At 42.2% G+C, this 14,097-nt stretch carries 10 protein-coding genes and 5 pseudogenes; 3 read left to right on the plus strand and 12 right to left on the minus strand.

Going from position 1 to position 14,097, the window contains the following annotated elements; all coding sequences use genetic code 11:
- Positions 1 to 88: 88 nt before the first annotated feature.
- The 7 genes and pseudogenes from hscA to G7Y90_RS08695 all read right to left on the minus strand — a co-directional run bounded on the left by hscA (position 89) and on the right by G7Y90_RS08695 (position 7,006).
- Positions 89 to 1,966 (minus strand): annotated as a pseudogene (gene hscA, locus G7Y90_RS08665) (Fe-S protein assembly chaperone HscA).
- 274 nt (positions 1,967 to 2,240) lie between these two features.
- On the minus strand, positions 2,241 to 2,822 hold the full coding sequence (hscB, locus tag G7Y90_RS08670; RefSeq protein ID WP_250162162.1) for a Fe-S protein assembly co-chaperone HscB: 582 nt from the start codon (positions 2,820 to 2,822) through the stop codon (positions 2,241 to 2,243).
- Positions 2,823 to 2,941: 119 nt separating this feature from the next.
- Positions 2,942 to 3,262: an iron-sulfur cluster assembly protein IscA gene (gene iscA, locus G7Y90_RS08675; protein WP_045445072.1), complete on the minus strand. Its 321-nt coding sequence runs from the start codon at positions 3,260 to 3,262 to the stop codon at positions 2,942 to 2,944.
- A 247-nt stretch (positions 3,263 to 3,509) separates the two neighbouring features.
- Positions 3,510 to 3,920 (minus strand): Fe-S cluster assembly scaffold IscU, encoded by a 411-nt coding sequence (gene iscU, locus G7Y90_RS08680; RefSeq protein ID WP_055124404.1) that lies wholly within the window; start codon positions 3,918 to 3,920, stop codon positions 3,510 to 3,512.
- Between the two features lie 202 nt (positions 3,921 to 4,122).
- Positions 4,123 to 5,346: an IscS subfamily cysteine desulfurase gene (locus tag G7Y90_RS08685; RefSeq protein ID WP_250162163.1), complete on the minus strand. Its 1,224-nt coding sequence runs from the start codon at positions 5,344 to 5,346 to the stop codon at positions 4,123 to 4,125.
- A pseudogene (locus G7Y90_RS08690) lies at positions 5,343 to 5,851 on the minus strand (Rrf2 family transcriptional regulator). The gene G7Y90_RS08685 and the pseudogene G7Y90_RS08690 overlap by 4 nt, the downstream one beginning before the upstream one ends.
- Positions 5,852 to 6,280: 429 nt before the next feature.
- A complete protein-coding gene (locus tag G7Y90_RS08695) occupies positions 6,281 to 7,006 on the minus strand; it encodes a hypothetical protein (RefSeq protein WP_250162164.1) in 726 nt (241 codons plus the stop codon).
- Between the two features lie 516 nt (positions 7,007 to 7,522).
- Here G7Y90_RS08695 and G7Y90_RS08700 point away from each other — a divergent pair.
- From G7Y90_RS08700 to G7Y90_RS08710, 3 genes are all read left to right on the plus strand, one after another.
- A complete protein-coding gene (locus tag G7Y90_RS08700) occupies positions 7,523 to 7,795 on the plus strand; it encodes an HU family DNA-binding protein (protein WP_045445077.1) in 273 nt (90 codons plus the stop codon).
- Between the two features lie 382 nt (positions 7,796 to 8,177).
- Entirely contained in the window at positions 8,178 to 9,479 is a 1,302-nt protein-coding gene (locus tag G7Y90_RS08705) for a SurA N-terminal domain-containing protein (RefSeq protein WP_250162165.1), read from the plus strand.
- Positions 9,476 to 10,051 (plus strand): hypothetical protein, encoded by a 576-nt coding sequence (locus tag G7Y90_RS08710; RefSeq protein ID WP_250162166.1) that lies wholly within the window; start codon positions 9,476 to 9,478, stop codon positions 10,049 to 10,051. Before G7Y90_RS08705 ends, G7Y90_RS08710 begins: the two co-directional genes overlap by 4 nt.
- Before the next feature lie 202 nt (positions 10,052 to 10,253).
- Here the strand turns inward: G7Y90_RS08710 and purH (G7Y90_RS08715) are convergent.
- The 5 genes and pseudogenes from purH (G7Y90_RS08715) to G7Y90_RS08730 form a co-directional block, all read right to left on the minus strand.
- A pseudogene (gene purH, locus G7Y90_RS08715) lies at positions 10,254 to 11,413 on the minus strand (bifunctional phosphoribosylaminoimidazolecarboxamide formyltransferase/IMP cyclohydrolase).
- Positions 11,401 to 11,833 (minus strand): annotated as a pseudogene (gene purH, locus G7Y90_RS18955) (bifunctional phosphoribosylaminoimidazolecarboxamide formyltransferase/IMP cyclohydrolase); the annotation flags it as partial. The pseudogenes purH (G7Y90_RS18955) and purH (G7Y90_RS08715), both read right to left, overlap by 13 nt.
- 151 nt (positions 11,834 to 11,984) lie before the next feature.
- Positions 11,985 to 12,201, minus strand: a pseudogene (locus G7Y90_RS08720) (helix-turn-helix domain-containing protein).
- Between the two features lie 415 nt (positions 12,202 to 12,616).
- Positions 12,617 to 13,693 carry a DUF3426 domain-containing protein gene (locus G7Y90_RS08725; protein ID WP_250162167.1) on the minus strand — a complete coding sequence of 359 codons (1,077 nt, stop codon included), beginning with the start codon at positions 13,691 to 13,693 and terminating at the stop codon, positions 12,617 to 12,619.
- Positions 13,659 to 13,805, minus strand: a complete 147-nt coding sequence (locus tag G7Y90_RS08730) for a hypothetical protein (protein ID WP_250162168.1) — start codon at positions 13,803 to 13,805, stop codon at positions 13,659 to 13,661. The genes G7Y90_RS08725 and G7Y90_RS08730 overlap by 35 nt, the downstream gene beginning before the upstream one ends.
- Positions 13,806 to 14,097 lie beyond the last annotated feature (292 nt).

A 14,097-nucleotide genomic window follows, 5' to 3' on the forward strand; every position in this document is an offset into this window, starting at 1 on the left:
AATCGTCTTTCCAGTGCTAATCAATTAAAGAATAAAATATAAGAAATGAGCTTAGTATGGTGACTAAGTCACATTTTAAATGTATCTGCTACCAATCTTGGGCATTCGTGCCTGCCATGCTGGCTTTGACGCTTGATTCATATACGGGCAGCAAAAGCATCACTGTGAGGCTTGAGCTTTGCTTGCTGTGCTTCGATAAGTGCCAAATCATCAGTACTGAGCGTTGTCTGCAACACTTGTATTTGCTCAGCCAATGAATGCTGCTCCTCAGAAGACAATAAAGCTGCAAATTCTTTAAGGGCAGATTGTAGCGCTAATACTTCACGCTCCGCTTCTACTCTGGTCTCGATTAAAGAACGTGTATTTTTATCTTCTTCTGCATGCTTGAATCCTGCAACGAGCAACTGCTCTTTTTGCTCATCTGATAACCCATAAGAAGGCACAATCTCAATCTTACTTTCTGTCTTGGTTGTGGTTTCCTGTGCGCTGACGGTTAGCTGTCCATTCGCATCAATACTAAAGGTGACTTCAATACGAGCAAATCCAGCTTTCATCGGCGGGATACCATATAGCTCAAAACGACCCAATGAACGGCAGTTATCTACTGTCTCGCGCTCGCCCTGTACCACATGAATCACCATGCCTGTTTGCCCATCTTGATAGGTGGTAAACACTTGGCGTTTTTTGACAGGGATAGGCGTATTACGTGGAATCAGTACTTCAACTAAGCCGCCCATGGTCTCAAGACCAAGCGATAGCGGCGTTACGTCTAACAATAATAGGTTGTTATTACTATCGCCATTGACCAATTGATGCGCCGTTTGGGCAGCACCCAAAGCCACGACTTCATCGGGATTTAGACGACAAAGTGGTTGCTTGGCAAAAAACTCTGTCACGACTTGTTGTATAGCAGGCATACGAGTAGAGCCACCGACCAAAATTACTTCGTCTAGATCAGCACTCAAAAGCTTGGCATCACGCAGGACTTGTTCGCATACGCTCAATGTACGGCGGCTCACTGGCTCTGCAATAGCCAGCAAATCTGTACGGCGAAGTACACCTTGATAAGATTGCTCATTCACAGTGATATCGATATCAACTTGTTCATCGTCAGTCAGGGCTTGTTTATAAGCTTTGGCTTGTTGCGCCAGTATTGACTTGTCATGACGACTCACATCTTTAGGATCGATATTTAATTGTTTGATAAGCCAATTGGTCATTAGACGATCGATGTCATCACCGCCTAATGCACTATTACCGCCAGTTGCCAATACTTCAAAGACGCCATCAGTCAGCTTTAAGATAGAACGTCAAAAGTACCGCCACCCAAATCGTAAATTAAATAATAACTTTCTTTATCGCCGTTTTGCGTTGACTGGTCGAGACCATAGGCGACGGCAGCAGCAGTAGGCTCATTTAGCAGACGTAAAACATTAATACCAGCCGCTTGGGCTGCATCTTTGGTCGCTTGACGCTGGGCTTCATCAAAATAAGCAGGGACAGTAATGACCGCACCCTCGATACTGTCTGCAGGCAATGCGCTAGCTGCCCGTTGCTCAAGCGCTGCTAAAATACGTGCTGATACTTCAACAGGCGATACTTTACCCTGAGCCGTCACAAATGCTGGCATGTCATCTTTGCTGCCGCTTAACTCATAAGGATGAGAGAATTTGATATCAGCTTGACTACGCCCCATAAAACGCTTAGCCGAGACGATCGTATTTTTTGGATCATCCGCTAAGTGAGCTAATGCATCAGAGCCAACTAACGGCTTACCTATACTTGGATAATAGACCACAGAAGGTAATAAGGTATCGGTAGCTGCGCTTGCCTCTAAGACTTGCGCCTTGCCTGAGCGTACTACCGCGACCAATGAGCGCGTAGTACCAAGATCAATTCCTAGGCCAAAACGATGCTGATGGGGTTGGGCGCTTTGATTGGGTTCGGCAATTTGCAATAAAGACATAAAATAACTCAAAGATAAAATGAAAGAGATAAAATTAATAAGTGAAATGAAACAAATATGATAAGCGCACTATTGTGGTTTAACTGCTTTGTATGCACGTGAAAACGAAGATACTTAGCGATTAAAAGTGCTTAAAATAAGGGATTATACGGCATCGCTGTGACTATTTTAACCATCGCTTATAATATAGTTTTCAAATAAGCGTCATAAGCTAATAGCATTTATAAATAAATTTGGCATATAAAATAAATTAACAAGCTTATACGTCAGTTAGTTAGACGTATAAATCATCATCATCTGAATGCTCAGCAGTCGCTAAATCATCGATACCAGTAGTCACGTCAGCATTTAATTTGACTAAGAATTTCAGTTTTTGTGTCGCATCAATCGCCGTTTGCCAATCTTGTTTTTGGTAAGCATCGTTAAAACGCTTAGACTGTTTTGCCAGTCGCTCGGTGATTTGAGGGTGTAGTTGTTGCAATGTCGCACGATTTTTACCCTCTATAGCGTCATCTAAATCCATGCGCATCTGCATCGCATCTTCTAAAAAGTCCAAGTCTGCAATTGAATGCTCTAGATTCTGTGCTTGATCTGCCATGTCTAGTAGATAGCTAGCACGACTATCAGGCGCACTTAACGCTTGGTAGGCTTGATTGATTAACGCTGAGGCCTGCTCAGACTGCTGTTGCGCTTGCGTAGTATTGGCTAGATTCTTGATGACATTATCAGGATGATAACGTTTTTGTAGCAGACGTAGATGCTGATCGAGACTCTCTTGATTGACTTCAAACTGTACAGGCTGCTCAAATAGGGCAAAGAAGTTATCAAACTGGGCTTCTGCAGTAATGTCTGTCATATCATACGCCTTGCTTGTTATTTATTTGGAAAGTTTTCTTTAGCTGAGAACATATTTATTATGGCTTGAATATAGAGTTAGGAAAATCTAAACTCAAGGGTTTTTTAACCTTTGAACCATTAAACGGTAAAAGACTCGCCGCAACCACATTCGCCTTTTTGATTGGGATTGGTGAACTTAAAGCCTTCGTTAAGACCTTCTTTTTCGTAGTCCATCAATAAACCATCTAAATAGACCAAACTTTTAGGATCAATAAAGATGTTAACGCCGCGGCTTTCGTAACGCGTGTCATTTTCATCAGGGGTATCTACAAACTCTAAAACGTAAGCTAAGCCTGAGCAACCCGCGGTACGGATACCCACTCGAATACCTTCGCCTTTGCCGCGATTGTCCAAAAAGTCTCGAACATGCTGAGCGGCGCGTTCTGTCATTTCAATCATGCCAACTCCCATTGACTATCAATGATAAATATCAATCAAAAAAATCTGTATAAACTGGCAATGAAAATAGCGCACTTGCCAAAAAATCTTAATAACGACCAGTTAAGAATTACTAGAAAATAAAAGGTGACAATTACATTAGCGTTATTGTCACCTCTTTAGCGTTAGTAGCTGTTCAATACATCGACTACTAAAGTACGGCCATTAAGACCGTGTACTTAGAAGTACAATACTTACGCTAATAGGTTTAGCTAGCCGCTTCTTCTGTCTCTACTGCTGCGCTATGCTTACCTTTATAGTCGCTAATAGCGGCTTTAATGGCGTCTTCAGCAAGTACAGAGCAATGCACTTTTACTGGTGGTAAGGCCAACTCTTTCGCGATATCGTTGTTTTTGATTTCGCCCGCTTGATCCAAGCTTTTGCCTTTTAGCCACTCAGTCACGAGCGAGCTTGAAGCGATTGCTGAACCACAGCCATAAGTTTTAAAGCGTGCATCTTCAATGATGCCGTTATCATCAACTTGAATCTGTAGGCGCATTACATCGCCACAAGCTGGGGCACCAACCATACCAGTACCAACGTTTTTGGCATTTTTATCAAGATTGCCGACGTTGCGTGGATTTTCGTAATGATCAATAACTTGGTCACTATAGGCCATGGGGTTTTCTCCTAGTTAGATGATGAGTAGTCAATTACTGACTTTAAATGTCTAACTACTCATCGATAATTGGGGTCAAACATTTAGTTAATAGAAACGGTATTTATAAAAACGGTATTTATAAAAACTGGATTTATAAGTGTCTGATCAATCGTTTAATGGTTCTGTTTGATAACTATGTCTGTCGTTGTTTTCGGTAATTTTAGTGCTCAGCCCATTCGACTGAATCTAAATCAACACCTTCTTGGTACATATCCCAAAGTGGTGATAAGGCACGTAATTTATCGACTGCTTCATGCATTTGTTTGATGACAGTATCGATGTCTGCTTCTGTGGTATAACGACCAAAGCTGAAACGAATTGAGCTGTGTGCCAATTCGTCTGGGCGACCGATAGCGCGTAATACATATGATGGCTCAAGCGTCGCTGACGTACAGGCTGAGCCTGATGATACCGCTAAATCTTTGAGCGACATCATGAGAGACTCGCCCTCAACGAAGTTGAAGCTGATGTTTACGATGTTAGGTACGCTGTGCTCAAGATCACCATTTAGGTAAATCTCTTCGATATCTTGTAGACCGTCCCACAGTTTTTGGCGTAGCTTGGCTGCATGTGCATGGTCTTCTTCATAACGCTCATTGGCTAAAGCAAATGCTGCTCCAAGACCAACGATTTGATGCGTCGGTAATGTACCTGAACGCATACCGCGCTCATGACCACCGCCATGCTGCTCTGCTTTCAAGCGGATACGTGGCTTACGGCGAACAAATAATGCACCAATACCTTTAGGACCGTAGGCTTTGTGACCTGAGAAGCTCATCAAATCGATCTTCGTGGTTTCAAGGTCAATTAATACTTTACCAACAGATTGTGCGCCATCGACGTGGAAGACCACACCCGCTTCACGAGTAATTTCACCAATGGCAGCGACATCAGTAATCGTACCAAGCTCATTATTCACCATCATGAGTGATACTAAGATAGTATCGTCACGTAATGCTTCTTTCACTTGCTCTGGTAAGATTAGCCCAGTGCTTGGCTGTGGCTCAAGATAAGTAATCTCAAAACCTTCTTGCTCAAGCTCACGGCACGTATCTAATACGGCTTTATGTTCGATCTTACTGGTAATGATGTGCTTACCACGAGATTGATAGAAGTGGGCGGCACCTTTAATCGCTAGGTTGTCTGATTCTGTTGCACCAGAGGTAAAGACGATTTCGCGTGGATCAGCATTAATGACTTCAGCCACTTGTTGACGCGCTGTTTCTACCGCTTCTTCTGCTTGCCAGCCATAGCCATGCGAGCGCGAGGCTGGGTTACCAAAGATGCCATCTACTGTCAGATACTCGCTCATCTTAGCAGCTACTGATTTTGCAAGTGTGGTGGCGGCATAATCTAAGTATATAAGGTTGTTATGTTGGCTCATGCTGGGTTTGCCTCGCTGTTCGATAGGGTAATAGTGTTGATATCTTTTATGGAAATCTCTTTGGTAGAGCTGTGCTGACGCTCTGACACTGACTGCACATTTTCCATGTCTAATAATTGCGCTAATGTTTATTTTTCAAGTACTGTTCGATATGATTGGACAGTGCACACCATAAATCATGGGTTAAGCACATTGTACCACCTTGACAGTCGCCACGTCCTTCGCACTGCATCGCATTAACCGACTCATCGACGGCAGATATGATGCTCATGACGTCTATTTCATGCAAGGGTTTGGCTAGATGATAGCCGCCTGCTGCACCTCGGATGCTAGTGACTAGACCACGCTTACGAAGTTTGGAAAACAGTTGTTCAAGGTAAGAGATAGAAATTGATTGCCGCTTGGCGATATCAGATAAGGAGACTGCAGTGTCTTGTTGGCTGGTTTGTAATGCCAAATCCAGTAACGCAGTAACGGCATATCTGCCTCGAGTAGTCAAACGCATGTGTTATCTCCAAACTTTTAAGTCATTTTTATTTAACAACGACCTTAGCAAAATGATAGTGGTGGCAGCTTGTAGCGCAATATGAAAGCTACTGATGGAATCACATAACCGCTAAGTTGTGTCTTATCGTTAAAACAGCAGATGATGAACCCGATGTGTGCAACGATTAAGCCAATTATACTTAATCCTGAGTAATTTAGTCAAGATTAAAGTGTGGTTGAATGGTTAATCGAGCTTATCACTATGATTGATAAAAACAATGGTATTAAAAGGAGGGGCTATAAGATTGAAAATATTGATTCCTAGCATTTTTGAAATACTAAAATACAGTCTTAAGGTTTGAGTCAGGCATTTTTTTAACTTCTATCAATTATATTAGGACGTACTGAATGGTCAATACGCCCTAGTCATTTAAGCTCTTAATATGCTTTAATCGGCATCAAACGCATTTGGTAAAGTAGTAAGCAGCCTTTCATTGTTAAGCTGACATTGGTAAGTCGTTGTTGGCGAAATTAATTCATTAATAGCGCGATAATGGCTGCGATCATAATGACAAGAGCAGCCACGGTGACGATTATCAGGGTTTCTGTTTGCTCTGTAACTCTTTAACCGTGATTTCAAGCTCACGGTTTTAATAGTCAAGGTGTTTATTTGGGTTTGTTGCTCTTTGATGCGTAATTTATAGCTGTCCTTTTTGTCAGCCATTTCAGCTTCAGTAGGCTTGGTCTTACCTTTGCCACCTTTTATCTTTTTAATAAGACCTTGAATTAAGCTGCCAAGACCGAGTTGCATAATAAACTGCTTGACCAACTGTACTTGAACAGACTCGCCGCGCATTTGTAGTTTTTCGGTGGTTTCGCTGTCATGAGTGGTGATCGCATTGATCACTTGGATGCTATAAGCATTAATGATGACGTCAGGTTCGCTGCGGTCAATAGGTAACTCTGCGTCTAATAATACGCCTTTGGTGCTAAAAGTGGCAAACACCTCAACATGCGGTAGATACAAGCGTAGCGCCACGACAGTACCTTGCTTGGCAAGTGGGTAAGCGGCCTTACGTAGTTCGGGATCTAAACGTAACAATAGTGTCAGCGCCGACTCGATGAACACCAGCATGATATTAAGAAAAGAGTGAGACAACGTAGAACGCTTCATGTAAATAATCCGTTTTATATTTGGCAAATTAGAGGCAAAAGACAAACAAGAGTCAAAATTGACCCAAAAGGTGCAGTGATATTTTGCTTATAGTAACGCCTTTATAATAAAAAGTAACGCTAGTTTCTGTCAGTTGGAAAATTATTACTTTACAATTTGGTAATCAACAAGGACACAGATATTTATGACTGGCGATGCCTCAGTATGAGATGACATCTTTGAACGATAAGGCAGTATAGAGGTTGACTCGCTAAGTCGAAGTTAGGAAAAGCCAAGGTTACTAGCAGTTATGACCGTTGCAGAGGCTTTGCGTAACATTGAGTGTCAAATACGTAGTACAGTAGGCAAAAATATGTAAAATCGCTTGCGCTCCTTATGCTGCCTTGATATAAAGACGATAACAAAGCGAAACCTTTTAATACGCCAGTCAGGCAGTTTTTATTGCTTAAATGCTATGAGAGCGTTACAATGCTTGGCGTGAGCGTTTATTATCCCCCTTAAACTTGAAGGAAATTTATGAATAAGTCAGAATTAATTGATAGCATCGCAGACAAAAGTGGCCTAAACAAAACCCAAGCTGGCGATGCATTGAATGCTGTTATGGAAAGTGTTGGTGAAGCGCTAGAAGCTGGCGATAGCATCTCATTGGTTGGTTTTGGTACTTTCAGCGTAAAAGACCGTAAAGCACGTACTGGCCGTAACCCTAAGACGGGTGAAGAGCTTAGCATTCCAGCAAGTAAAGTACCAAGCTTTAAAGCGGGTAAAAACTTGAAAGAGCGTTTAAACTAAGCCGTTTTATTAAAAACGGATGCTGTATAACGACGTGATATACGAATTAACACAGCATTTACTTAGTAAAGTACTATATGGTTTATAGTATGGCTGAGAAGTTATAATATGAATCATAAGAAAGCACCTAAATATTAGGTGCTTTTTTTATCGCTATAGTTTGTATCATACCACGTGAATATTTTGAGTCTGCATCAAAAATCACGTATCATAGGGCGCGCGATAGATGCGTTGTTTAAATAAGGCCGTTTACTCAGTCTTGTTATTCTATATCAAATTCACACTTTCTTATTCTTACCATTGCCTGCTTAGATAGCATTGATATTAATAGTAATATTACAATGGTTTTTCATCAATATAGGTTTATAAAGCAGAGATAACTATGGATAAATTGCGCGATTTCTTAAAAAGCTGGCCAGGTCGCATTTTATTGATTTTATGCCTATCGCCGCTCGCTCTATTGGGTGTCGAAAGCTATTTTGGAGGCGGGGTCGATCCCAACCAAGTCGCTCAGGTGGGTGAAGCAAGCGTAGGGTTGTCCGAGTATCAGACTGCCGTAAATAACCGTCGTACTGAAATACTAGAACAAGTTGATGATGCCAGTCTATTAAATGAAGATGTGTTGCACGAGCAGGTGCTCAAAGGTCTCATTGATCGTACGCTATTGGAGCAGCAAGCGGGCAAGCTTGGTATGACAGTCTCTGATGACACGATTAATCGTTTGTTGCGTGAAGAAGAAATTTTTAAGGACGCAGAAGGTAATTTTTCTAACGACCAATTTTCAAACTTCTTGCGCCAGCGAGGCATGACTAAAGATCAGCTATTTGCTGAGTTTCGTAACCAGTTAAGCCTCGACCAGCTCAATGCCAGTATTGTTGGCACGGCAGTATATCCCATGCAAGCGGTCAGTCAATTGATTGACTTACAACTTGAGTCGCGCAATATCTGGCTGCATCGATTTAATTGGCAAGATTACGCAGATCAGGTCAAGTTAAGTAAAGGCGATATACAAGCCTATTATGATGCCAATAAAGATACGCTAAAAAGTGCGGCGATGGTAGATTTGGCATATTTGCAATTAAGTCCTAAAACCATTCAAGTGAATGAGGTTACGGCAGAGGATTTGCAGCAGCAATATGAAGCTTATAAGCAAGGGTTAGCGGTCGTCGATGAACGTAAAATCAGTCAAATCCTATTGACGGGTAAAGACGCGAAGACCAGAGCGGCCAAAATCAAAGCCCGCTTGGATAAAGGTGAGTCTTTTGCGGCATTGGCTAAAGCCGAGTCAGATGATCCATCAGGAGCAACAGGTGGCGATATTGGCACCTTTAATCCCTCTGTATTTGGTAATGATGCCGCAGCGGTTGAGCAAGCTTTAGAGGGCTTAAGTGTGGGTGATGTAACAGCACCTATTAAGACCAGCTTTGGCTATCAGATATTTACTGTAACCGAAGATAACGGTAGTAAAATCCCAAGCCTAGAAAGCATGCGTGCAGAGCTGACAGCAAAAGCGAAAGAATATAAGCGTCAAGAAATCTATGCAGATAAAGTGACAGCGATTAATGACTTGGCAGCAGATGGCTTTAGTATCGAAGACATCGCTCAGCAAGAGAACGTAACGCTAAAACGTATCAAGGATTATCGTAAAGAAACAACAAGTCGGAGCTATCACAACCAGCAGTGATTAAGCAGGCTTTTGATGAGTTTACCATTCAAGATCAGGCAGTAACCGCAGGTATCGAAGTCGGTAACGGTACGGTATGGGTGCAGCCAAGCAACTATCGTCCTACGAAAACGCTTAGCTTAGCTGCTGCTACGCCAAAAATTACTCAGATATTACGTCAAGAAAAGGCAACGGCATTGGCGCTAAAAGAGGCGAAGAAACTAGCCGCTGGTATTAAAACGCCTGCTGATATCAATAAACAGCCAGTACGTTTTCAATCATTAGGTGAAGTTAATCGCCAAACCACTCTATTGACAGAGAAAGAACGCGGATTAGCCTTTAGTCAGCAAGCAGCTAATAATGGCGTCGTTGCCATTGCCAGTGAGACTGAGATGGGTGCGACTTTGTTGGTCGGTGATCGTATTAAAACAGAGGAGCAGTCGCCATTATCTGATGTGCAAAGAGCACAAACAGCTGCAATCATTCGTGATAACTTGGGGCAAGATCAGCTACAAGATTACTTGGATTATCTCCGCTTGGTATATAAAGTTGAAGTTAATGACGCCAATATAGCAAACGCGCAAGGGCGTTAGAAATAAAGCTATTAAGGAAAACTTGAGATACTTACTTAGTCATTCTTTCTGAATAACCTTTTCAAGTTTTAAGCATAAAAAAGCCACTGTCTACAGTGGCTTTTTTAATGAGTATTACTTTTATCATAAAGATTTAGCATTAATGGCGATACAAAATTCAATACTGCTATCAATGCTACTATTCAAAGTGATACGGAACAATTTAATGGCGGAAATGACGCATGCCAGTGAATACCATCGCGATGCCATGCTCATTTGCCGCAGCAATGGTTTCGTCATCACGCATAGACCCACCTGGCTGGATAATAGCAGCAATACCGACTTGGGCAGCGTTATCGATGCCATCACGGAATGGGAAGAAGGCATCTGATGCCATAACAGCACCTTCAGTAGCCAATCCAGCGTGCTCAGCTTTGATAGCAGCGATACGCGCTGAGTTGACACGGCTCATCTGACCAGCACCAACACCGATAGTACGCTGACCTTTGGCATAAACAATGGCATTAGATTTGACGTATTTTGCTACATTCCAGCTGAATAATAGATCGGCGATTTGCGCTTCTGTTGGTTGTACATCAGTGACAATCTTTAAGTCATTGGCTGTAATCAAACCAAGATCTTGCTCTTGTACTAGCAGTCCACCGTTGACGCGCTTGTAGTCAAGCTGACTATCGCGTTGATCTGGCGCTGGCAGTTCGCCGCACACCAATACACGGACATTTTTCTTAGCAGCTGTCGCTTCAAGCACACCATCTTCGATGCTTGGTGCAATAATAACTTCTACAAACTGATTGTCGATAATGGCTTTAGCAGCTACTAACGTCAATGGGCGGTTAAAAGCAATGATGCCGCCAAAAGAAGACTCAGGATCAGTACTGAAGGCAGTGTTATACGCGGTTACTTGATCGTTATCCACAGCGACACCGCAAGGATTGGCATGCTTAACGATTACGCAAGCAGGGGCGCTAAAGGCTTTCACGCACTCAAGAGCAGCATCAGTATCGGCGATATTGTTATAAGACAGCGCCTTGCCTTGCAGTTGCTTAGCAGTCGCTATAGAAGCTTGTTGGCTTTTTAGCGGATGGTTTTCTGTATAAAAAGCGGCGTTTTGATGTGGTTTTCGCCGTAGCGTAGATCCTGTGCTTTTTCGAGCTGCACATTAAAGGTACGTGAGAAATTCTCAGGCTGCTGGCTTTCATTGACACGGCTACCTAAGAAATTGGCAATCATTCCGTCGTACTGTGCAGTATGCTCAAAAGCCTTAACCGCTAAGTCATAGCGCAAAGCAGGTGTCAGCTCGGTGCCATCACCTAAAGCGGCAAGTATGCGCTCATAATCTGCTGGATCAGTCACGATACCCACATGAGCGTGGTTTTTCGCCGCAGAACGCACCATCGTAGGACCACCGATGTCGATGTTTTCGATAGCATCGTTCATGGTGACATCCGCACGAGCAATAGTTTCAGCAAACGGATATAAATTCACGACAACCAAATCAATACGCTCAATCGCATGCTCACTCATGACGGCATCGTCTGTACCACGGCGTCCTAAGATGCCACCATGAATTTTAGGATGTAGCGTTTTGACACGGCCATCCATCATTTCAGGGAAACCTGTGTAATCGGATACTTCGGTCACAGCAACATTGTTTTCTGTGAGTAAACGATAAGTACCGCCAGTAGACAGTAAGCCAAAGCCTGACTTAATAAGGCCTTGCGCAAATTCAACGATATTAGATTTATCAGAGACTGACAATAGAGCAAGTGGGGTTGTACTCATAAGAAAATTTCCATAAAAAAAGCCTGACGTAAACGTCTGGCAAGGTAACAATGACAATTTTTGCAGACATATCATGGTGGATAGCGTCAAAACGTTAAATTGCCATACATAATGATTGGTAATAAAGACAGAGAAATGCATATAGCAGATGCTACATTAAGTCATAAGTTTTGAGTTTTTTGCGTAAAGTGCCACGATTCAGACCTAAGATTTGTGCACACTTGGTTTGATTGCTCGCGTTTTTTCAAGGACAACCGATAATAGTGGCTCTTCAACTTGTTTTAAATAAGCTCATACAAGTCGGTCGGCATCTCATCGCCTAGCATCGCGAAGTACTGTCGTACCACACGCTCCACATGTACGCGCAGTGGTTCATGACGCTGGCTCGCATCGCTGTCTAATGAGGAGTCAACATGACGAGTTGAATGATGGTTAGCTGTACTATAATCGGCAGGATGCTCAGAGCTTGTGGCAAAATGATTGGCATTATGCTGTGCATGAGGTGCCATAAGATAATGTCCTTGGGATTGGAAAGAGTCAAACCATAAGATATCAGGGTATTATATCAAATTAATATCGTTTAGCGCTGACAGATTAACCTTATATTGGCAGCAGTATGACTAGGGTATATGCTTACTATTATAACATTGCCACAAATATAACTGGCTGGGTCGCACTTGCATCACTACTGAACTTGCGACCTGTCTACGTTTTTCTGACGATTGAAGTTTTAAAAGACAAGGTTGTTTATAGATAGACAATATTTTGTTGGTAATTATCCATTCAATACAGAGGACTTATAGTCACTTCTCGAATTTGTCTATTAGCAACAGGGATGGTAAATAATATGTTTCGACTACTGTTCGCCGCTAATTGGCTTTGCTTGCTTAATAGATAATCAGCTGGCGTGGCGATGAATTCTCCAATCATATCATTTGCGCCGTATACGCTGACTTTAACATTCGGATACAGCTGTGCTTTGGCACTTTGATTGTTTAATGTGGCACTGACATCGCTCGACTTTCCATCCATCTTAATCTTACTCGATTTATGATTAAGGTTGGTAATCGTGAATGCTGTTAGATCGGCACTAGGTAAACTACAGGCAGCCACTGCACATACTGATTGTAAGCGCTCTGCATGCACTGGGTTTTTCATCAAAGTTTCTAGATTAAAAATGACGTATTGAGCAAAAAGTAGCAGTGCTAATACTAAGCATCCTAGCGTCCATAGTAAGGATGCGATAGAACGTCTCTGCGGCGTAGGTGTAAACTTTGCTTGTGCTTTTCTCACACGCTCTTCGGAGGTTGATGCTTCATCTTTAATTGGTACACCCATATCGAGCAACAGTTGTGATAAGTCGGTATCGTCTTGTCGAACCTCTTCGCTTTTATTTTGGTCTTTTAGGAGTTTTTCGAGCCAAGAATTGTCCGCAGTATCATCCACATTGGCATGAATATCATTAGCGGCTGCTGAACTGAGCGCCATTTGTGCTGATGAGGAATTTTCTGTTGTCGCATCAGATGATACTTTCGCTGATGACGCGTTGTTTTTATCTGTTTTTTTAGAGAGGTTGCTTGTTGGTTGGTTGTCTGCTGTAGAAGTATAACTGCTATTATTCATATTGCTTGCTTGAGTCAGCCAAGCATCCATACTATCTAGAGAATCATACTCTAAAACACTTTCTTCTGGCTCATCGCTATCCATATCATCATAGATTAAGCCGTCATGAATCAAATCGTCCCCAATTAAAGTATCAGATGAAATATTTTTTAAATGTGGAGGAGTGAGTGGTGACTTAGAAGCGCCTGCTGCATGTTGATTTTTATTGATTGTCAGCGGTTTGTGCAGAATGTCCATTTGAATCGGATAGCGTATTGGTGTCAGTCGTTGTGTTTTCTTGAATAGTGGAAGTACTGACAGCATCGGCAGTGAGGATAAGATGTTTATTGACCAAAAACTCTGTTGGCATTGATCATAGCTAACAGTGGCGTTTACTTTATTCAACTGTGTTTGCTGTATTTTAAAGCAAGCTTGGCAATGAGGGCACTGAGTTTTTATGGGCGTGGTCATAGGGTCGAATCCAAAAATTATGGTTATCAATACCGCTTAGCCACTCGCTAATAGTTGCCTATAGTGCTAATACTGCCGTTTGTATCAGCTTTAAATATTAGCTGTAAATGTCCATAAATCATGAATAAGGACAGAGTGGCGTCAAATGCATGACATTTGACTGCCCTCTATCGTAACAGATGTAATTAAAT

Origin of the sequence: Psychrobacter sp. WY6 (assembly GCF_018448495.1) — a bacterium.
Taxonomy (GTDB): Bacteria; Pseudomonadota; Gammaproteobacteria; order Pseudomonadales; family Moraxellaceae; genus Psychrobacter.

Excerpts from the sequence above, each read along its gene's own strand:
- hscB (WP_250162162.1), bottom strand. The coding sequence starts at position 2,822 with ATGACAGACATTACTGCAGAAGCCCAGTTTGATAACTTCTTTGCCCTA.
- iscA (WP_045445072.1), bottom strand. The coding sequence starts at position 3,262 with ATGATTGAAATGACAGAACGCGCCGCTCAGCATGTTCGAGACTTTTTG.
- iscU (WP_055124404.1), bottom strand. The coding sequence starts at position 3,920 with ATGGCCTATAGTGACCAAGTTATTGATCATTACGAAAATCCACGCAAC.
- G7Y90_RS08685 (WP_250162163.1), bottom strand. The coding sequence starts at position 5,346 with ATGAGCCAACATAACAACCTTATATACTTAGATTATGCCGCCACCACA.
- G7Y90_RS08695 (WP_250162164.1), bottom strand. The coding sequence starts at position 7,006 with ATGAAGCGTTCTACGTTGTCTCACTCTTTTCTTAATATCATGCTGGTG.
- G7Y90_RS08700 (WP_045445077.1), top strand. The coding sequence starts at position 7,523 with ATGAATAAGTCAGAATTAATTGATAGCATCGCAGACAAAAGTGGCCTA.
- G7Y90_RS08705 (WP_250162165.1), top strand. The coding sequence starts at position 8,178 with ATGGATAAATTGCGCGATTTCTTAAAAAGCTGGCCAGGTCGCATTTTA.
- G7Y90_RS08725 (WP_250162167.1), bottom strand. The coding sequence starts at position 13,693 with ATGGACATTCTGCACAAACCGCTGACAATCAATAAAAATCAACATGCA.
- G7Y90_RS08730 (WP_250162168.1), bottom strand. The coding sequence starts at position 13,805 with ATGCCAACAGAGTTTTTGGTCAATAAACATCTTATCCTCACTGCCGAT.